Origin of the sequence: Pseudoalteromonas sp. NZS71_1, assembly GCF_015864305.1 — a bacterium.
Lineage (GTDB): Bacteria > Pseudomonadota > Gammaproteobacteria > Enterobacterales > Alteromonadaceae > Pseudoalteromonas > Pseudoalteromonas arctica.
Genome location: NZ_JADYXM010000001.1, coordinates 290,021 through 308,197, shown reverse-complemented (window position 1 = coordinate 308,197; position 18,177 = coordinate 290,021). Strand labels below are relative to the sequence as shown.

The 18,177-nt window shown below is 37.6% G+C and carries 23 protein-coding genes; 20 read left to right on the top strand and 3 right to left on the bottom strand.

Annotation, left to right across the window (positions count from 1 at the left end):
* Nucleotides 1–34: 34 nt before the first annotated feature.
* Nucleotides 35–922: a LysR family transcriptional regulator gene (locus I6F43_RS01310; protein WP_197100575.1), complete on the bottom strand. Its 888-nt coding sequence runs from the start codon at nt 920–922 to the stop codon at nt 35–37.
* 115 nt (nt 923–1,037) lie between these two features.
* On the opposite strand from I6F43_RS01310, the gene I6F43_RS01305 reads away from it, so the two are divergent.
* From I6F43_RS01305 to I6F43_RS01270, 8 genes are all read left to right on the top strand, one after another.
* Nucleotides 1,038–2,210, top strand: a complete 1,173-nt coding sequence (locus I6F43_RS01305) for an MFS transporter (RefSeq protein WP_197100573.1) — start codon at nt 1,038–1,040, stop codon at nt 2,208–2,210.
* 417 nt (nt 2,211–2,627) lie between these two features.
* Nucleotides 2,628–3,443, top strand: coding sequence for a 2,5-didehydrogluconate reductase DkgB (gene dkgB / locus I6F43_RS01300; protein WP_024591732.1), 816 nt, complete (start codon nt 2,628–2,630; stop codon nt 3,441–3,443).
* Nucleotides 3,444–3,522: 79 nt separating this feature from the next.
* Nucleotides 3,523–3,810, top strand: coding sequence for a putative quinol monooxygenase (locus I6F43_RS01295; RefSeq protein WP_002958660.1), 288 nt, complete (start codon nt 3,523–3,525; stop codon nt 3,808–3,810).
* A 342-nt stretch (nt 3,811–4,152) separates the two neighbouring features.
* Nucleotides 4,153–4,563 (top strand): hypothetical protein, encoded by a 411-nt coding sequence (locus I6F43_RS01290; RefSeq protein WP_197100571.1) that lies wholly within the window; start codon nt 4,153–4,155, stop codon nt 4,561–4,563.
* A 107-nt stretch (nt 4,564–4,670) separates the two neighbouring features.
* On the top strand, nt 4,671–4,961 hold the full coding sequence (locus I6F43_RS01285; RefSeq protein ID WP_165722732.1) for a hypothetical protein: 291 nt from the start codon (nt 4,671–4,673) through the stop codon (nt 4,959–4,961).
* A gap of 414 nt (nt 4,962–5,375) precedes the next feature.
* Nucleotides 5,376–5,720 (top strand): hypothetical protein, encoded by a 345-nt coding sequence (locus tag I6F43_RS01280; RefSeq protein ID WP_197100569.1) that lies wholly within the window; start codon nt 5,376–5,378, stop codon nt 5,718–5,720.
* A 294-nt stretch (nt 5,721–6,014) separates the two neighbouring features.
* On the top strand, nt 6,015–6,419 hold the full coding sequence (locus I6F43_RS01275; protein ID WP_002958658.1) for a hypothetical protein: 405 nt from the start codon (nt 6,015–6,017) through the stop codon (nt 6,417–6,419).
* Nucleotides 6,420–6,557: 138 nt separating this feature from the next.
* On the top strand, nt 6,558–7,322 hold the full coding sequence (locus tag I6F43_RS01270) for a 2-keto-4-pentenoate hydratase (protein ID WP_197100567.1): 765 nt from the start codon (nt 6,558–6,560) through the stop codon (nt 7,320–7,322).
* A gap of 73 nt (nt 7,323–7,395) precedes the next feature.
* Here the strand turns inward: I6F43_RS01270 and I6F43_RS01265 are convergent, their stop codons facing one another.
* Together I6F43_RS01265 and I6F43_RS01260 are read right to left on the bottom strand one after the other, a co-directional pair.
* On the bottom strand, nt 7,396–8,259 hold the full coding sequence (locus I6F43_RS01265; protein WP_197100565.1) for a delta-class carbonic anhydrase: 864 nt from the start codon (nt 8,257–8,259) through the stop codon (nt 7,396–7,398).
* A gap of 103 nt (nt 8,260–8,362) precedes the next feature.
* The gene (locus tag I6F43_RS01260) at nt 8,363–9,016 is read right to left on the bottom strand and encodes a DUF6058 family natural product biosynthesis protein (RefSeq protein WP_165735823.1); all 654 of its coding nucleotides are present in this window, start codon (nt 9,014–9,016) and stop codon (nt 8,363–8,365) included.
* A 171-nt stretch (nt 9,017–9,187) separates the two neighbouring features.
* Here I6F43_RS01260 and dapA point away from each other — a divergent pair, with 171 nt between their 5' ends.
* The 12 genes from dapA to I6F43_RS01200 all read left to right on the top strand — a co-directional run bounded on the left by dapA (nt 9,188) and on the right by I6F43_RS01200 (nt 18,168).
* A complete protein-coding gene (gene dapA / locus I6F43_RS01255; RefSeq protein WP_024608419.1) occupies nt 9,188–10,105 on the top strand; it encodes a 4-hydroxy-tetrahydrodipicolinate synthase in 918 nt (305 codons plus the stop codon).
* Between the two features lie 118 nt (nt 10,106–10,223).
* Nucleotides 10,224–10,937 carry a beta-ketoacyl synthase chain length factor gene (locus I6F43_RS01250; RefSeq protein ID WP_197100563.1) on the top strand — a complete coding sequence of 238 codons (714 nt, stop codon included), beginning with the start codon at nt 10,224–10,226 and terminating at the stop codon, nt 10,935–10,937.
* Nucleotides 10,930–11,712, top strand: a complete 783-nt coding sequence (locus I6F43_RS01245; protein ID WP_180961397.1) for a lysophospholipid acyltransferase family protein — start codon at nt 10,930–10,932, stop codon at nt 11,710–11,712. The genes I6F43_RS01250 and I6F43_RS01245 overlap by 8 nt, the downstream gene beginning before the upstream one ends.
* The gene (locus tag I6F43_RS01240) at nt 11,709–11,966 is read left to right on the top strand and encodes a phosphopantetheine-binding protein (RefSeq protein ID WP_007580830.1); all 258 of its coding nucleotides are present in this window, start codon (nt 11,709–11,711) and stop codon (nt 11,964–11,966) included. The genes I6F43_RS01245 and I6F43_RS01240 overlap by 4 nt, the downstream gene beginning before the upstream one ends.
* 21 nt (nt 11,967–11,987) lie before the next feature.
* Entirely contained in the window at nt 11,988–12,233 is a 246-nt protein-coding gene (locus I6F43_RS01235) for an acyl carrier protein (RefSeq protein ID WP_002958648.1), read from the top strand.
* A gap of 4 nt (nt 12,234–12,237) precedes the next feature.
* Nucleotides 12,238–12,804 (top strand): hypothetical protein, encoded by a 567-nt coding sequence (locus I6F43_RS01230; RefSeq protein ID WP_197100561.1) that lies wholly within the window; start codon nt 12,238–12,240, stop codon nt 12,802–12,804.
* Entirely contained in the window at nt 12,797–14,161 is a 1,365-nt protein-coding gene (locus I6F43_RS01225) for an AMP-binding protein (RefSeq protein WP_197100559.1), read from the top strand. The genes I6F43_RS01230 and I6F43_RS01225 overlap by 8 nt, the downstream gene beginning before the upstream one ends.
* Nucleotides 14,145–14,510, top strand: coding sequence for an ApeI family dehydratase (locus tag I6F43_RS01220; RefSeq protein ID WP_197100557.1), 366 nt, complete (start codon nt 14,145–14,147; stop codon nt 14,508–14,510). Before I6F43_RS01225 ends, I6F43_RS01220 begins: the two co-directional genes overlap by 17 nt.
* Nucleotides 14,503–15,252, top strand: a complete 750-nt coding sequence (locus I6F43_RS01215) for a glycosyltransferase family 2 protein (protein ID WP_197100555.1) — start codon at nt 14,503–14,505, stop codon at nt 15,250–15,252. Before I6F43_RS01220 ends, I6F43_RS01215 begins: the two co-directional genes overlap by 8 nt.
* Nucleotides 15,242–16,210 carry an LpxL/LpxP family acyltransferase gene (locus tag I6F43_RS01210; RefSeq protein ID WP_165735812.1) on the top strand — a complete coding sequence of 323 codons (969 nt, stop codon included), beginning with the start codon at nt 15,242–15,244 and terminating at the stop codon, nt 16,208–16,210. Before I6F43_RS01215 ends, I6F43_RS01210 begins: the two co-directional genes overlap by 11 nt.
* On the top strand, nt 16,203–17,747 hold the full coding sequence (locus I6F43_RS01205) for an HAL/PAL/TAL family ammonia-lyase (RefSeq protein WP_197100553.1): 1,545 nt from the start codon (nt 16,203–16,205) through the stop codon (nt 17,745–17,747). The genes I6F43_RS01210 and I6F43_RS01205 overlap by 8 nt, the downstream gene beginning before the upstream one ends.
* Entirely contained in the window at nt 17,740–18,168 is a 429-nt protein-coding gene (locus I6F43_RS01200) for an acyl-CoA thioesterase (RefSeq protein ID WP_007580812.1), read from the top strand. The genes I6F43_RS01205 and I6F43_RS01200 overlap by 8 nt, the downstream gene beginning before the upstream one ends.
* The last annotated feature ends 9 nt before the right edge of the window (nt 18,169–18,177 follow it).

The window sequence follows — 18,177 nt, the reverse complement described above, 5'->3', positions numbered from 1 at the left end:
TGAAATATTTAATAAGCATATTAATACCCAGAATTTATAAACTAAGCCTAGGCTTTATAAAATCTAAAAACGCTGTAATGCGAGACGATATCGCACTGTTTTTATAATACACGGCTTGTATAATTTCTCGGTTATTAGGTGAGCTAATTGCAGTGGGTAACACTTCAACTAATTTACCTGTTTTTAGGTCATTGCCAATCATAAAGTGAGAAAGTAGCGCAATGCCTTGGTTTGCAATGCACAGCTGGCGCACTGTTTCACCGCTGCTTGCGCTAAGCGAAAACGTAAATAAAGCGGGCTTTACTAACGGCCAAGTGTTTAATTTAGGGGAGTCACTAAAACCAATTAACTTATGGTTTTGTAAGTCATCTATTTGTGTAATTGCTGCGTTGTTTTTTATATATTCTGGGCTGGCTACAATACGTAGCTGGCTGCTGCCAAGTTTACGAGCATGTAAGTTTGAGTCTTTTAAATCACCAATGCGTATGGCTAAATCGGTTTTATGTTCAAGTAAATCAATAATGCTGTCGTGTGAGGTTATATCAAGCGTTATGTGAGGGTATTGCTTAGCAAATTCTCCAATTAAAGGCGTAAGTTGGTGCAATACAAAAGGGCTTGCCGCATCTATTCGCAGCTTGCCACTTGGCGCTTGTTTTAAAAGCTTTATGGCTTCTTCACCGGTATAAAGCGTATTTAATCCTTCGCGCGCATATTTTATAAAAGTATGGCCCTCTTCGGTAAGTTCTAATCGGCGTGTTGTTCTGTTTAGTAAAGTGCATTGCAGTGTATTTTCAAGGCGTGATACAGCTCGCGACACTTTAGCCACTTGTTGATCGAGCAAATTAGCTGCCCCCGAAAAGCTTCCGCAATCTACTACCGTTATAAACGTTTCTAAATCTTCAGTTTTTGAATGAACCGCCATAATATACCAACACCATCTTTGCATTATTAACAAAAGTATTTTGTCACTAATGCTATTTTTTGCAAATGATATTTTAGCCAAACTACATTCTTCAAATATTAATGAGGATATAACTATGCCATTGGCTTTGTGGGCGCTTACCTTAAGCGCATTTGCAATAGGAACAACTGAGTTTGTAATAGTGGGATTAGTACCCACCATTGCAAACGACTTAGGCGTAAGCCTACCTTCAGCGGGTTTGCTTGTAAGTTTATATGCGGTTGGCGTTGCTATTGGTGCACCGGTGCTAACAGCTTTAACGGGTCGTTGGAATCGTAAAGTGGTCTTAATAAGCTTAATGGGCTTGTTTGTATTGGGTAACTTACTCGCTTGGCAAGCGCCAAGTTACGAAACATTAATACTTGCGCGCATTTTAACGGGGCTTGCCCATGGTGTGTTTTTTTCAATCGGATCGATGATTGCCACAAGTCTAGTAAGCAAAGACAAAGAAGCCAGTGCAATTGCAATTATGTTTACCGGGCTTACTGTAGCACTAGTAACTGGTGTGCCACTAGGTACATGGATTGGACAACACTTTGGTTGGCGTGCAACGTTTTTAGTTGTGTCGGTATTAGGTTTAATTGCATTAATCGGCAGCTCTATTTTAGTGCCAAAAAATTTAAAACAATCAATACCAGCGACGTTTAAAGAGCAACTACAAGTAATCGTAAAACCGCGTTTATTATTCGTATATTTAATGACGATATTGGGCTACGGCGGCACGTTTACAGCGTTTACTTATTTAGCACCTATTTTAGAGCAACAAACAGGTTTTGCGCCTTCGGCTATTGTTTTAATAATGCTTGTTTACGGTGTATCGGTAGCGATAGGTAATATTTGGGGTGGAAAGTTGGCCGACAAACGCGGTCCAATTAGCGCACTGAGCATTATATTCAGCGCTTTGAGTATTATTTTACTGATATTTACCTTTACGATGGAATCAAAAATTGCCGCTGTACTTACTATTTTAGTATGGGGCGCATTTGCTTTTGGCAATGTGCCAGGCCTGCAACTTTATGTTGTAAAGCAAGCGCAAAAGCACACGCCAAATGCGGTAGATGTTGCATCAGGTTTGAACATAGCCGCATTTAATATTGGTATTGCACTTGGGTCAATTATTGGCGGTAGCGTAGTAGAGAATATGACCCTGCAAGATACAGCATGGATAGGCGCCGTTATCTCTGTTTTAGCACTCGGTGTTACACGCTACAGCGGTATGCTTGATAAACGTGAAATTCAGCAAGCATAAAGCCTTAGCAGGGTCTGTTGACCTTTTAGGATTAAATTTGTTCAATCTAGGGAGGATTTAATCACGGAGCGAGGTTTGTAACCTAGTGGGCTAAGTAAAAATCGAGGGACAAAGAGTAAATCCACCCTAGGAAGAACCTACAGGCAGCGCGTATTTGGCATTTATGCTGCGTTATCGCCTATTAATGTGGAACAACCACACTGCATAGGCTCTGCCTTGCCTAAATACCAAATACACTGCTGCAAATGTAATCTCTAAAGATTAACAGACCCTAACCTTGAAACTAAAATTAATGACCTCATACCTGTTGTGAGGTCATAGATTTTTAAGTGACAGTCGTAATAAGAAGTAAAAGGTGTATTTCGTAAAACTTTTAAAAGTTTGTATTTCAAACCGATTATTTTATAAGGATAAACCATGACAAAACGTGTAATAGAAATGCCAGAACTCGGTATGGGAACATTCCGCTTAGAGGGCGACACTGCCTATAACTCAGTAAAAATGGCGCTCGAAGTTGGGTTTCGCCATATTGATACCGCACAAATTTATGGCAACGAAGAGCAAGTAGGCCAAGCTATAAAAGATAGTAATATTCCGCGCAGTGAAATATTCTTAACCACCAAAGTGTGGAATAACAAATTAAATAAAAGCGACTTTATCCCAAGCGTTAAAAAGTCACTTGAAAAGCTACAAGTTGATTCGGTCGACTTACTACTAATTCATTGGCCATCGCCTGCTAACGACGAGCCAATGAGTGAATACCTCACTGAATTACTAAAAGCGAAGCAGCTTGGTTTAACTAAGCACATTGGTGTATCAAACTTCACCATTGCAAACTTAAATGAAGCAATGCAAACGCTTGACTCGCGTGAAATATTTACCAATCAGGTTGAGGTGCACCCATATTTAACTAATACTAAATTACGCGCATTTTGTGCTCAGCACGACATTCATGTAACAGCATACATGCCATTTGTAGTAGGCAAAGTACTTAAAGATCAAACCATTATCGATATTGCTAAAAAGCACGATGCAAGTCCAGCACAAGTTGTTTTAGCATGGGTTAACGCCAGCGGTATGACGACAATTCCATCATCAACTAAGCGTAAAAACTTAGAAGATAACTTTAACGACCACGTTAAATTAGATGATGAAGACATAGCCCGCATTGATGGCCTAGATTGTGGCGACCGCCAAGCAACACCAGAATTTGCGCCGCAGTGGGATCAGTAAACTTACCTCAAACGCAAAGTTAAACTAAATATTTTAAGGTGTAGATTATCTACACCTTAACTTTTAAGAAGGAATACACATGTTAACGGTTATAGCTGCACTGTCGTGCAAAAATATTGATGCAGATGTGATGCTTACAGCACTTGAAAACTTACAAAAGTCATCGCGCCAAGAAGTAGGGTGCTTACGTTATGAACTATCGGTAAAAAGTGATGATGAACATACCGACTACGTTGTTAGCGAACAGTGGGCGTCTGACGAGCACTTTGAAGCGCATAAAAACGAGCCACACTTTAAAGCATTTGGTACGCAAGTTACTGGGCTTTTAACCAATAGTAGTATTGATGTATATAAATCAATTGGTTAAATTCTTTTTATAGTGCCTATTATGGTACGTATTAAAATACTTAGCTAAATTACATATCATAAAGTAAATACTCAAATAGGTGCTGTTAACCTACATCACCTTTCATTCTTACAGCCCAACCTGCCTAAATACTCAACTTCGCCAATATCAATGAAACCTATTAGGACTCTTTTTTGTTAATTCGCATTCGTAGTGCGTCGAAATCAAAAGAGGTTCATAACTTTATTAAAAGTCGTTTTGATATCACAACCCACTCTAATAAATAGCCTATTTAATTTGTTGTTTACATTAAAATTCTCTGGTGTAAATATAGGAAGATGTAATTTAAGGCATTAAGCATATATGTTCGACTTGAATAGTTTGAAAGGAAAAGTTCTTATAGCTGTTTCATTAAGTCATATTCACGAAAAAGTTCACCTAGCATGGCAAGATAAGAGTAATGAAGGTTTTTTGATTTGCTATGAAATAACCTTAGAATTTGAAGATGGCAAAACTTATTTAATTAAACCGTGTGAAGTTGACGCTATTGGTTATTACCCAAGTTTAGGCTTGAGTATAGAACCTGTAGAAAGAATTGAATTATTGTACCCTTTTAATATTTCAAAACTGCCGAGCCGAATATGCGACATTGTTGAAAGTGATCATTTAGGTGAAGGCGTAGTAAATCAATTTACACTAACTTTTGATAATGAAAAAAATTTTGTTATCAGACATGTTTATCCACCTATGACGATGGGAATTAGAGTAGGGTAAATCTTAGGTAGTAATTTAACTATAAGCCTGGTAGTTGTTAATAGGCTCCTTACTTCTGCATATTTTAACTAACCACTTTCTATTATAAGACGTAAGGTATACGTGACATGTTTGATGAATTCAGATATATCTTGTCAAAAATTGAAGTTAGAGAACACGTTGAATGGGGTGCATCAATTGAATTAATTGATTACGATCACAAGGATTATATTGAAGACGTATTGTGTGAAAAGTTCGGTCTTGAATATGCATTCAGTTCTAATAAAGATATTACGGGAGGATATGTTCTATACTTCTGTAAAAGTGCAACTTCTGATCAAGTCAAAAATGCAGTTGCAAAGATAAATAACTACCATGAATTACAAAGCAGAGAATTCAAGGTAGCACCGTATAAGTAATTAAGGCGAGAAGGGAGGCTAGCCGCTGGCAATTTTCGTCCTTCAGTACTTACCTATTTTACAGCTGAGTTAATTAAACTAATAATGGAGACATGGGTATGGAAATTAATAAATCAAATCAATCTATTCTTATTTTTGTAATCCCTTTATTAACTGCGTATTTCGGATCAAAAGTTATATTTCACTTATTTACTTTTGAGTATCTTGTGTTTACAGATACTTTTGACATTCTAAAGCTACTCATTGATATTAGTGTATTTGGAGTGTTGTTCTATATTAGTTCGCTGGGCGTTGGTTATGTCATCAGAGCTAAAACATAAGTTTTTAATCATTAGCTGGTAAATTGCTAGCTAAAAAATCACAGCCAATAAAGCCTTAACAGCTTTAAACTGTATAATTTATATGGAGATAATAATGAAAAAAATAATCGCAATAATAGCGTTGTTAGGCTTTGTTTCATTTGCACAAGCTAATGATAGTTTTGTAGTAAATGCCAAATTTTATGATAATAAAAACTTAATTGGCTCACCTGTTTTAGTAGTCAATTCAAACGAAGAGGCGTCAGTTTCAGTTGATAATTCGTATAGTTTTGCTCTTACAGTAACGCCAATTGATGATTTTACTGTTAGTTTAGCAACTGACCTAAAACTAGGTGGAAAACATATGGCTCCCTCTTTAGTTGTTGAACTAGGCAAAGAAGCAAGTATTAATCTTGATGGTAAAGAGCTTTCAGTTTTAGTAAGCAAATCAAACAGCTAATAAGTTAAAAACTAGGAATATAATTAATGAGAAACTCAAGAAATGAGATAGTAAAATATGGAGTCTCTTTTGGTACGGCCCTAGCAATTGCTATTTCATGGAGTGCTAATGAGTCTGTGTTATGGGCAATTTTGCACGGTTTTTTGTCTTGGTTTTATGTTATTTGGCATGTAATCACGCGATAAGTGTTTTCGCGTGTGCACTGATTGATTATGTAGACCGCGGTCAATGTTAATAGTCGAGTAATTACCATTTAAAACGATTAAGTTAAAAATATAAAAGGAATAATTAATAATGAAAGGTGCGGGTGGAAGCTCTGGTGGTATTGGGCATTTTTTTATAGGTTTAATTATGATGTGCGGTGGCTTTTATATGCTGCTAAACGCAATTTCGGTGACCTCTAATTTTGGACTAAGTTCTCGCATTTATAGTGTTAATGCTTTAGGTGGCTTTGGCGTTACAGGCGGCATGGTTATGATCCCGTTTATTTTTGGTGTGGGTCTGATTTTTTATAATTCTAAAAATATTTTAGGCTGGGTGCTATCTCTAGGTTCGTTAACCGCACTCATATTTGGTGTTATATCGAGTGTGCGATTTAGTATGCGAACTATGACGTCGTTTGATTTGATTGTTATTATAATTTTAGCGTTTGGCGGCTTAGGGTTGTTTTTACGTTCGCTTAAATCTATTGATACTTAAATAATTACCACGCTTTGTTTTAAATACAATTTTAATTATAGGCATTTAACATGATGTTCTAATGCCTAAGCTAATACATTAATAATATAACCCTTCCTATTTACTGCTTAACCAGTAACGTATTTTAAAGAGATTTATGTGAACAACTCAATACAGCTAAAACTAATTGCTACTCACTTATTAGCACAAAGAGATGAAAACCCAGCACGTTCAAACTTTCCTAAAGAGTTAGTACTAGACTCGACTGACGATGCAATAGAAGTACAAAAGTTGATGATTTACTTAAATGATCAAACTGTATATGGCTGGAAGTGTATGCTGCCTTTAGATAATGGCTCAATTATATTAGCGCCTCTTTTACATGCACCTATAAAACAAGCTGAAAATTGCCCACTGTATACAACAAACAACAAAGCGCTTGTTGAACCAGAAATTGCATTTATTTTGCAAAGCGATTTACCAAGTAATAAGACCTATACAAATGAAGACGTGGATACTGCATTTGCCAGCGCCCACTTGGCACTTGAGCTTATCCAAAAAAGGTTTGATGAAGACACTCCAAGCACGCACATTGAAAAGCTGGCCGATGGTTTATCTAATCAAGGCGTGTATTTAGGCCCACAAATAGATAAAGCCAAAGCGTATAACGCAAGTACTGTAAATATTAACGTTAAGCAAACTGAGTTGGAGTTAAACCTGGCGGGTGTGCATCCTGCAGAGCTTGCGCAGCTTCCACTTTATTGGGCGGTTAATTACTTATCAGCAAAGGGAATTAATTTAAAAGCAGGGCAAGTGTTTATAACTGGTTCTTACTGTGGTGTTGTTGAGCTTAATACCAATGAGCAAACATGTATTACATATGAAGATTTAAATACATTTAATGTGACATTTTTATCCCATTAAGCGTAATACACATTTTAACGGTCATAATAAAACAACCCACTAATTAGCGGGTTGTTTTTTATTTGGCTAAATTTTAATTATTGATTTTAGAGAGTAATGCAGGATTTATTACGAGATTTCGTACGCCGTGAGCATGATCTTCATTAAAGGTGTTACTTTCACACCATTTGCCAACACTGTTTATATCAACCTTTGCTACTTTTGGTTTAACTGACCATGTTACTTGAAAAGGAGAGCCTGTCTCGTTGTAACTAGGACCAGTAGTTGAACCGCTATAAACAACCGGTTTACCCGTATTTGTAGGTGTAGCAATAGCTTGATAGTAACCATTAACAGATGACACGGTGCTTATTTGAGCAAAATCAAGTGCGTTAGCATCGTTTACTAATACATATACTTGGGCTTCAACACGTAGTTGCGGATTTTTAATCGAATCACTTAAACAGCTACCCAAGGTAGGGCCTGGTTTTACAATTGCTGACGTATGAACGTTATGAACCTCAATGGTATCGCCAACTAAAAGCGCGCCGTGATCGCTCGGACAAATTTCAATTTTTGCTGGTTTACTTTCACTTTTAGTTAAAGAGCCTGAATATAAGTAGCCACTTTTAAAGCCTTTTCCATTACCATTTCCGGCATATTTACTAAACTCGCCACCGGCATGTTCAGCATTTTTATGAAAGTGTATATTACATAAGTTCATATTTGATGAAGTTGGAGCATGAGAGAAAACTACGGTGTTTTTGCCTTTATAATTATCAATATTGCGTGGAGATTGTGGGCCAAAGCCTTTATTCTCAGTATTTTTAGCAAGTGCTGCACGCTGCATTTTTATTATGTCGTCATTTGCTATTTCGTGGTTAACTTTAGCTAGCGTATTAAAAGACAGGATAGTGATTACAGCAGAAATTACACTTATTTTTGTTTTGATTGTCATTGAGTCAGTGCCTTTAAATCATGTTTTACGTAACAATTAAGTTAACAGTTCTTGTTTTTCGTAAAATAATCCTAAAATGATAAATAATCAAACTAATGCAAAACTATTTTATAGATAAATCGTATTTTAAAATAAGTGCATCTATATAGCGGGTGCGTAATGTGTGTTGTTTTTCATGATCGGCGCCATGCCCTAATGCTTTGTTTAAAAGCTTCATGGCGGGGTGCAGTAGCGCTCTTTCTTCTTGGCTTAAGCTCGCTTTACTGCGCAGTTCTGTAATGTCGTCAACTAATAGCCTGCCAATATCTACCGAGACTATTTCGTCTATTAATCCATTTTGAGTAAGCACGCCGTACTTACTGCATAAAAACTGTTGCCAAATTTGCTGCAAGTGCTCGTCTATTTCGCAGCCAAATAGCTCTTCGCTAAACGTAAATCCTTGCTGAGCGAGCTTAGTTAGGCTTGCAGTATATTGCTGTGCAAAATAATTAAAAGCATGGCTTGATGATTCTATTTTTTGTTTTAAAAGACCTTGACCCCAATTAACACAGCCGCGCGGGTAATAGTCGTCATACTCTTCGCATTCATACAAACCTGAATATGAGCTGCAGCTAAGTTGACTTTTAATACAGTAACTTGGTTTTGGGAAAACACTTCGCTCTTGCCAAGCTAAAAGTGTATCTGCATCTATATTTAATGCTTGGCACAGTTCATCGGTGTTATAAAAATGAGTTGCTAAGTAGTCAGATAAACGCATAAAGCCTCTGGTATCGTTAAAAATAAAATACTGTTCATATATACAGTTATTCATTTTGTATTACCAAACTTAATAACACAAGAAATTTTATAATTAAATGTAGGCTTACACCTCCAAAAGTACCGGCAATTATGTTACAAATAGCGCAAGTTTTATAAATAATGATTTTTTATGCGCACCCTAGACCAAATTAAACAAGCAAGCCTTATTACAGCTATTAAAACGCCATACTTAGCAAACGGTGAAATAGACCTAGCAAAGTACGATGAACTCGTAGAAATACAAATTGCAGCAGGCGTTGACGGCATTGTAGTTGGTGGCACAACAGGCGAAGGCCAGTTAATGAACTGGGAAGAGCATTTAATGCTTATAGCGCACAGTGCAAACAAGTATGGTGACAAACTGGTTATTGTCGGTAATACCGGTAGTAACAACACCCGTGAAGCGATTAAAGCAACTAAATATGGCTTTGCCAGCGGTATGGATGCAGCACTGCAAATTAATCCATATTACGGACGTACGTCTATTGCGGGTGTTAAAGAGCACTTTAAGCGCGTACTTGATATTGGACCTGCCTTTATTTACAACGTAGCAGGGCGAACAGGTCAAGACCTAACACCTGATATTATTGAGCCACTCGCTAAACATGAATATTTTATTGGTGTAAAAGAGTGTGGCGGTAATGAACGTATTGCCCATTATGAACAACAAGGTATTGCATGTTGGTCGGGTAACGATGACGAAAGTCACGATGCGCGCCACACACATAAAGCGCACGGTGTTATTTCGGTTACTTCTAACTTAATACCTGGGTTATTCCGTCAGTTAATGGATACTAAAAATGATGAGTTAAATACATCATTACAACCATTAATGAACTGGTTGTTCTGTGAACCAAACCCCATTGCTATTAATACCGCGTTGATGATGACAGGTGCAGTAAACCCTGTATTTAGATTACCGTATTTACCGCTTAGTGATGAGCAGCAAGCTCAAGGCGAAGTGTTAATTAATGAGTTAAATAACAACGATGTTGTTGGCGGCACAGCTAAGTGTATAAAGCAGGACGATATAGCCCTTCTTTCTTAGCAATATGAGCAAGCACTGAACAAAGTGTTAGTTCAGTGCTTTTTGTTAATGATTATTTACTTCTATTGCTAAAATCGGTAAAATTCCTTCCCTTATATCTTATAAAATATGCAGAGCTGTGAAATTTGTTGTTGAAGAACTCGCTATATGGATAAAGCCCGAACAGCGACAAATAAAAGAGAGTAATTGGTTTGATTCCTCCGTATTAAATCTTAGTTGGGTGCCTGCTATGCAGCGACGCCGAATGACTTCCTTTATTAAAATGGCACTCTTTAGTGCTCATCAAGTAAGCACTCAAGGTAACTATGTTAATTTACCGAGTGTTTTTTCTTCTCGCCACGGTGATTTTCACAAAACGTCTAACTTACTTATTGATGTAGTAAATGATCAGCCACTGTCGCCCACTGGTTTTGGGTTAAGTGTGCATAATGCCGCATCGGGACTTTTTGGGATAATACAGGGTAATACAAGTGCTACAAATGCTATAGCTGCAGGAGCCGAAAGCTTTATTTATGCACTCGTAGATGGCTTTGTAAGACTTGCTGATAACGATCAGCAACACATGTTAATAGTTCATACCGACGAGACTCTCCCCGATATTTACGCTCAGTACGCCGATGAACAGCAAATAGCACACTCTATTGGTTTAATAATAAGAGCGCCGCAAAAAGGCGAACCCCATTTTAGTTTAAACAAAGTATTTAATACGGGCATGGAAAAAAGCGACTTACCAATGAGTATTCAATGCGCTAAAGCTTTGTATGAGCGAAGCAATATATTACTTGTTCATAACACGCTTGAGCACGATTGGCAGCTTACATACCATGCTTAAAAATGTACAAAGGTTATGTGGGTTGATTTGGCGGATTATTGCTACTGCATTTTGCTTTTCAGTTTTTGGGGTTGGTGGTTTAGTATTAGCCTTTATTGTTTTTCCTGCTCAGCGCCTATTTCAAAGTGACTCAGTTAAACAAAAGATTAAGGCTCGAAAAACAGTACATTACAGCTTCAAATGGTTTGTTAGTTTAATGCATGTAACGGGCGTTATTCGATTTCATGTCAACGATAAAGCAAAAATTGAAGGCTTAAAAGGGCAACTGATATTAGCAAACCATCCTTCTTTAATTGATGTTGTTGTTTTAATTTCGGTAGTAAAAAATGCAGATTGCGTAGTAAAGGCGCATTTATTTAAAAATCCTTTTATGCGCGGCGTTATTAAAAGCACCGGCTATATAAGTAATGACGATCCGCAGGAGCTATTACGAGAATGCGAGCGCAGTTTGCAAAAGGGTAATAACTTAATTGTATTTCCTGAAGGGACACGGACAGAGCCTCACAAAACATTAAAGTTTAAACGAGGCGCTGCAAATATTGCAATTAGATGTCATGCGCCCATTACTACTTTTTTAATTAAAATGAAGCCAAACACTTTAACCAAAGGCACACCTTGGTATAAGGTCGCGCCATATCAGGCGCATTTTACAATGGGGCTTGCGAGCCAGCAGTTTAATTGTGCAACGTACGACAGCGATATGCCTGCGATGCAATCACGCCAATTGACTAAAGATTTACAACATTATTTTACACAAGAGCTAAAAAATATATGAGCGAATTAAAAGAACAAATAAAACAACTGATTATCTCAAGCCTTGACCTTGAAGACATGACCACTGCTGACATACAAGATGATGACGCTTTATTTGTAGATGGCCTAGGACTAGACAGCATAGATGCATTAGAGCTTGGTCTTGCGATAAAGAAGCAATTTGATGTAAAAATAGATGCAAACTCTGATCAAACTAAAGCGCACTTTGCCTCAGTTAATTCTTTAGCAAAATTTATTGAACAAGCACGTTCTTAATATATAAAAGTAGGAAGAAAGATGAAAACCGCTGCTGAAATTTATGATGTATTACACGGCATTTTAGAAAACGAATTTGAAATAGACCCAGAAGATATTAGCTTAGAGGCTAACCTGTACCAAGATCTTGATTTAGACAGTATTGATGCAGTTGACTTAGTTGTGAAATTAAGAGAAATCACAGGTAAAAAAATTGAGCCTGATGCCTTTAAGCTTGTGCGCACAGTGCAAGACATAGTCACCGAAATAGAAAAGTTAGTTAACTAATACTATGTTAAAAGTAGTTTTAACAACGTTAATTATGATTTGCTTGGCTTGCTACCCTATTATTGTGTACGTAGGCCTTACGCGTTTTAATAGTCTGATTATTACAGTATTACTGCTATTTTTACTCGGGCTTAGACTTTGGTTAAGCAGAGCCTTGTTTGATAAAATGCCGTGGTTAAAGCCCGCTACATTTTTAGCAGCCATTACTATTTTGATTTCCAAGGTAATGGATAGCGATTTAGGGCTGCGTTTGTATCCCGTAATCATTAATTTAGTTATGTTAGTTGTGTTTGCGTATTCTTTGTATAAAGGGCCTTCTATTATTGAAACCTTTGCGCGCATTACTGAGCCCTCACTTGATGAAAACGGTGTAATTTATACAAAAAAAGTAACGCTAGTGTGGTGTGTTTTTTTTGTATTAAACGGTGGCATTGCCCTGTACACCAGTATTTTTAGTAGCCTAGAAACCTGGGCTTTTTATAATGGTTTTATTGCTTACTTAGCTATGGGCACATTGTTTGCTATAGAGTGGCTAGTCAGACAAAAAGTAAAAAGGAACGCCGGTGTTTAATGCTTTTCAAAGTAATGCGATAAGAACATGTTTTAATCATACTGATAATGATATTTCGGAGCGTCAGTTTGTTAGTGATATAAACGAAGTTTTAGCAAAGCTATCAACGTTAAATGCTAAATCATCGGTTGTTTTATACACCACAGACACCTACAAATTTGCCGTGTACTTATTTGCTTTGGCACTACACGGAAACACAGTGATTTTGCCGCCTAATGGGCAACCTGCAACGTTAAACTCCTTGCTTAAACAAACACCTTTTTTTATTGGTGAGTCTGAATTAGTAGCCGATTTAGAGGCTGATTTTTTAGATATAGGCTCCTTAGTCAATCAACCTCACTTTGTATCTATTGAAACAATTAAATGGCCTCAAGAAGGCACAATTGTTTTTTACACGTCGGGCTCGTCGGGTAAAGCAAAGCCAATTGTAAAAACGTGGCAGGTAATAAATAAAGAATTAAGTACATTAATTAATAGCTACGCACTGATTGATAATCCTATTTTTATAGCGAGTGTTTCGCATCAGCATATATACGGCTTATTGTTTAGATTATTGTGGCCATTACGTGCAGGAAAGGTTGTTAATACAGAACTATTGCATTACCCAGAACATATAGCTACAAAGCTCAAGTTATTTAAAAAAGTAGTGTTTGTTTCAAGCCCAGCGCAGTTAAAACGGTTATGTATTGATAATGTTTTAGTGGATGATAAGTCTCATTTACAATGGATTTTCTCATCAGGTGGACCGCTATTAAACGAAGATGCTGTATCGTTGTTTACGCAATTAAATAAACCAGTTACACAAGTTTTTGGTAGTACCGAAACCGGTGGTATTGCATATCGACAAGTTACTTCACTTGAAAAGGTTAGCCTTTGGCAGCCATTTTCGGGTATTAAAGTACGGGCTTTGGACGATCAGCGTTTAATTTTAAACTCACCGCTCGTTCGCGACAAAAATTACCCTTTAGATGATAGAGGCGAAGTACTTAAAAATGGTCAATTTAGATTATTAGGCCGATTCGATCGAATTATAAAATTAGAAGAAAAGCGATTAAGTTTAGATGAGCTAGAACAACATTTGTGTACTAGTGAGTGGGTAAGTGAAGCTAAAGTAATCGCCTTGCCTGGTGAGCGATTAATTGTAGGCGCTATTGTTGTGCTTACGCATAAAGGGCAGATGTTTTTTAATGGTGACGGTAAGTTAGCTACAAATAATTTATTAAAAGCGCATGCATTAGCGCGCTTTGAGCGAATTTGTATCCCTAAAAAGTGGCGTTTTGTAGAGCAATTACCATACAACTCACAGGCAAAGTTAAATTTAAAAGCATTGGAGAGTCTTTTTGCAAAAGTTGACTAAAACACAGCCTGATTTACTGTCTTGTGAAAAAGCAGAGCAAAAGTATAAATTAAGCTTATTAGTTCCTCATGATTTAGATTATTTCAAAGGACATTTTACGGATGGCCCAATACTCGCAGGTGTTGTGCAATTAGACTGGGCTGTGGCTGCAATTTGTAAATATTATAATGTTCAGCAATCTGTTAAAAATGTTGAAGTATTAAAGTTTCAGGTAGTGATTACCCCAGGTATAACAATCGAATTATTGCTTGAGCAAAAGGCAGAGAATAAATATACCTTTTCGTATAATTCAAACAAAGGACAGCATGCATCTGGCCGTGTTGTTTTTGATAGCCTAATAAATGAATAATTTTTGTATTGTTATCCCAAATTATAATCACATTACGGTTATTGATGATGTACTGAGCCAATTATCGTCATTTAATCTTCCTATTATTATGGTTGATGACGCAAGCAACGCCGAAGCTAAAAATGTGTTCAGTAAGCTCGATGCAAAACACGCGCAGTTGAGTGTAGTTGCCCACGACGATAATCAAGGCAAAGGCGGCGCGGTACAAACAGGCTTAAAGCAGGCACATAAGCTAGGTTTTTCGCATGCGATACAGGTTGATGCTGATGGTCAGCATGACTTATCTGATATTAAAAAACTAATAGCGCTTTCAAACGCTCAGCCTAAAGCGCTTATAAGCTGTTGCCCAATATATGACGATTCAGTGCCTAAACACCGTTATTTAGCACGTTATTTAACGCATGTTTGGGTATGGATTGAAACGTTAAGTTTTACAATTGTAGATTCGATGTGTGGCTTTAGAGTGTATCCGCTTGAGCAAAGTACAAAGCTAATTGATGAGGTGTCGCTTGGAAAACGCATGGATTTTGACCCCGAAATTTTAGTGCGTTTATATTGGCGCAATGTGCCTTTTGTATTTTTACCTAGCCAAGTAATTTACCCCGAAAATGGGCTTTCTCATTTTCAACCATTACACGATAACGTGCGTATTTCGTGGTTACACACCCGCTTGTTTTTTGGAATGTTGATTCGCTCTCCTGTGTTAATTTGGCATAAATTAAAGAGGCGTTATGGCCGCTAAACACTGGTCTAAAATGCAAGAACGCGGTAATTTCTTAGGTATTCAAATACTGTTATTTGCTCATAAATTACTGGGTAGAAAAGGGCTGTGGATTGTTTTGTTTCCTGTGGTTTTTTATCTTTTTTTAACAGGAAAAGTAGCGCGTGTAGCATCTAAAGTGTTTTTAGAGCAAGTTAATGTTTACCAAGGCTGCAAACAACCTGTTACGTTTAAAATGCAATTAACGCACTTTTGCAGTTTTGCAGATAGCGCATTAGATAAAATTGATGCTTGGCTTGGGCGAATAACTCAACGTGATATTAAATACACTAATGAGCATTTATTTGCTGAGCTAGATGAGCAAAATCAAGGGGCTATTTTTATAGGTTCCCACTTGGGTAATTTAGAGGTGTGCAGGGCACTTAGCCAGCACCGCAGCAGTAAAAAAATAAATGTACTGGTGTTTACCCATCACGCTGTTGAATTTAATAAAATGCTTAAAAAGATTAACCCAGATGTGTCGGTTAATTTAATACAAGTGACTGATATGGGGCCTGACTTAGCTATTTTACTAAAAGAAAAAGTAGAGCAGGGAGAAATAATCGTTATTGTTGGTGACAGAACAAGCACAACAACGGCTTCTCGGTCGGTACAGGTACCGTTTTTAGGCAAAAATGCCCCATTTTCACAGGGGCCTTTTATATTAGCCGCGCTGCTTGATTGCCCTGTTTACTTTTTGTTTTGTTTAAAAGATAAAAAAAGCAAAAAGTATCAAGTGATATTTGAACATTACAGCCAATCATTAAAAATGCCTCGACGAGAGCGACAGCAGGCGCTAACACTTATTATTACTGACTATGCACAGCGTTTGAGTTATTACGCAGCTTTATATCCTTATCAGTGGTTTAATTTTTACGATTTTTGGAAAAGTGATCAGCAGGTAGTACGCGATCAATCAATGGAGAACAAGTGTGACTGAACAAAATATACAGCTTTTTGGCAATCAGCGATTATCAATTGAAGATATTGTTCGAGTTGCCTTTAATGAAACACAAGTGCAATTAAATAGCTGTGAAACTTTTAGCGTTAAAATTAATAGCGCTTTGCGTTTTTTAGACACACTTTTAAAAGAAGATGGCGTGATTTACGGCGTTACTACTGGTTACGGTGATTCTGTAACGGTGGCTGTACCCCTTGATTTAGTTAATGAATTACCTCTGCATTTAACTCGCTTTCACGGTTGTGGACTCGGGGATGTATTTAATAAAGTTCAAGGGCGTGCAATTTTAGCGACCCGCTTAACATCACTTTCACAGGGCTACTCTGGTATTAGCTGGGAAATGCTGCACCTACTTAAAGATTACTTAAATAACGATATAGTGCCTGTGATCCCGCAAGAAGGGTCAGTAGGTGCCAGTGGCGATTTAACACCGTTATCTTACGTTGCAGGTGCGATGGTTGGCGAGCGTGATGTGTTTTACAAAGACCAAGTACGTAACAGTGCAGAAGTTATGAAAGAAGTTGGCTTAGAACCACTAACACTAAGGCCAAAAGAAGGTCTTGCCGTTATGAATGGCACAGCGGTAATGACTGCATTAGCGTGTTTAGCGTTTGATAGGGCTAATTACTTAGCTAAACTGGCGAGCCGTATTACTGCATTATCAAGCTTAGCGCTTAAAGGAAATAGCCATCATTTTGATGAGATATTATTTTCAGTTAAGCCACATCCTGGGCAGCAGCAAATTGCACGTTGGATAAGAGACGATTTAAACCATCACGATCACCCTCGTAATGCAGACAGACTTCAAGATAGGTATTCAATCCGTTGTGCACCCCATGTTATTGGTGTTCTGCAAGACAGTCTGCCGTTTTTTAGGCACATGATAGAAAACGAGCTTAACTCAGCAAACGATAACCCAATAATTGACGGCCAAGGTGAGCATGTATTACACGGCGGGCATTTTTACGGAGGCCACATTGCAATGGCAATGGATAGCATGAAAACAGCCGTTGCAAACCTTGCTGATTTAGCAGACAGACAAATCGCTTCTTTGGTTGATACTAAGTACAACAATGGGCTACCTTCAAACTTGTCTGATAGTGCACCAGAGCGCCGTTATATTAATCATGGTTTTAAAGCGGTTCAAATTGGCTGTAGTGCTTACACTGCTGAAGCATTAAAGCTAACCATGCCGGCCAGCGTTTTTTCTCGCTCTACGGAGTGTCATAATCAAGATAAAGTGAGTATGGGGACTATTGCGTCTCGCGATTGTTTACGTATTTTACAGCTAACAGAACAAGTGTTAGCAAGTACGTTATTAGCCAGTATTCAAGGTGTTAGATTGCGTATAAAACAAGGCGATCTTGAGTTTTCGACTTTAACGCAAGATATGCAAAACATGTATACCGATATAACTGATTACTTTGAAAACCTCACTGAGGATAGACCAATGGAAGCCGTGCTAAGGCAAACAATAGGGTATATTCAAACTAAACGTTGGGCGTTGTATGAATAGTAAAGGTGCATTATTAACGCATGTGGTAGAAATCGAAATTCCATTTCATGACTGCGACCCAATGAATGTTGTATGGCATGGTAATTACCCACGTTATTTAGAAGTAGCGCGCTGCGAGTTACTGCGTTTATTTGATTATGATTACCCGCAAATGCATGAATCGGGCTACGCGTGGCCAATTGTTGATATGCAAATAAAGTATGTCGCCTCAGCAGTATTTACTCAAAAAATTAAAGTAGCGGCTTATTTAAAAGAATACGAGAATAGACTACGGATTGATTACGTAATCACTGACTCGCTAACTAATAAGCGCCTTACTAAAGCCTCAACCACGCAAGTTGCGGTTGAGGTTAGCTCCAAAGAAATGCAATTTGAATCACCCGCTATTTTATTTAATAAGTTAAAAGCGGTTTTGAATTAAATTTTTATT

Excerpts from the sequence above, each read along its gene's own strand:
- I6F43_RS01245 (WP_180961397.1), top strand. The coding sequence starts at position 10,930 with ATGCTTAAAAATGTACAAAGGTTATGTGGGTTGATTTGGCGGATTATT.
- dapA (WP_024608419.1), top strand. The coding sequence starts at position 9,188 with ATGCGCACCCTAGACCAAATTAAACAAGCAAGCCTTATTACAGCTATT.
- I6F43_RS01235 (WP_002958648.1), top strand. The coding sequence starts at position 11,988 with ATGAAAACCGCTGCTGAAATTTATGATGTATTACACGGCATTTTAGAA.
- I6F43_RS01290 (WP_197100571.1), top strand. The coding sequence starts at position 4,153 with ATGTTCGACTTGAATAGTTTGAAAGGAAAAGTTCTTATAGCTGTTTCA.
- I6F43_RS01210 (WP_165735812.1), top strand. The coding sequence starts at position 15,242 with ATGGCCGCTAAACACTGGTCTAAAATGCAAGAACGCGGTAATTTCTTA.
- I6F43_RS01240 (WP_007580830.1), top strand. The coding sequence starts at position 11,709 with ATGAGCGAATTAAAAGAACAAATAAAACAACTGATTATCTCAAGCCTT.
- I6F43_RS01295 (WP_002958660.1), top strand. The coding sequence starts at position 3,523 with ATGTTAACGGTTATAGCTGCACTGTCGTGCAAAAATATTGATGCAGAT.
- I6F43_RS01200 (WP_007580812.1), top strand. The coding sequence starts at position 17,740 with ATGAATAGTAAAGGTGCATTATTAACGCATGTGGTAGAAATCGAAATT.
- I6F43_RS01305 (WP_197100573.1), top strand. The coding sequence starts at position 1,038 with ATGCCATTGGCTTTGTGGGCGCTTACCTTAAGCGCATTTGCAATAGGA.
- I6F43_RS01280 (WP_197100569.1), top strand. The coding sequence starts at position 5,376 with ATGAAAAAAATAATCGCAATAATAGCGTTGTTAGGCTTTGTTTCATTT.
- I6F43_RS01285 (WP_165722732.1), top strand. The coding sequence starts at position 4,671 with ATGTTTGATGAATTCAGATATATCTTGTCAAAAATTGAAGTTAGAGAA.
- I6F43_RS01275 (WP_002958658.1), top strand. The coding sequence starts at position 6,015 with ATGAAAGGTGCGGGTGGAAGCTCTGGTGGTATTGGGCATTTTTTTATA.
- I6F43_RS01260 (WP_165735823.1), bottom strand. The coding sequence starts at position 9,016 with ATGCGTTTATCTGACTACTTAGCAACTCATTTTTATAACACCGATGAA.
- dkgB (WP_024591732.1), top strand. The coding sequence starts at position 2,628 with ATGACAAAACGTGTAATAGAAATGCCAGAACTCGGTATGGGAACATTC.
- I6F43_RS01265 (WP_197100565.1), bottom strand. The coding sequence starts at position 8,259 with ATGACAATCAAAACAAAAATAAGTGTAATTTCTGCTGTAATCACTATC.
- I6F43_RS01230 (WP_197100561.1), top strand. The coding sequence starts at position 12,238 with ATGTTAAAAGTAGTTTTAACAACGTTAATTATGATTTGCTTGGCTTGC.
- I6F43_RS01215 (WP_197100555.1), top strand. The coding sequence starts at position 14,503 with ATGAATAATTTTTGTATTGTTATCCCAAATTATAATCACATTACGGTT.
- I6F43_RS01310 (WP_197100575.1), bottom strand. The coding sequence starts at position 922 with ATGGCGGTTCATTCAAAAACTGAAGATTTAGAAACGTTTATAACGGTA.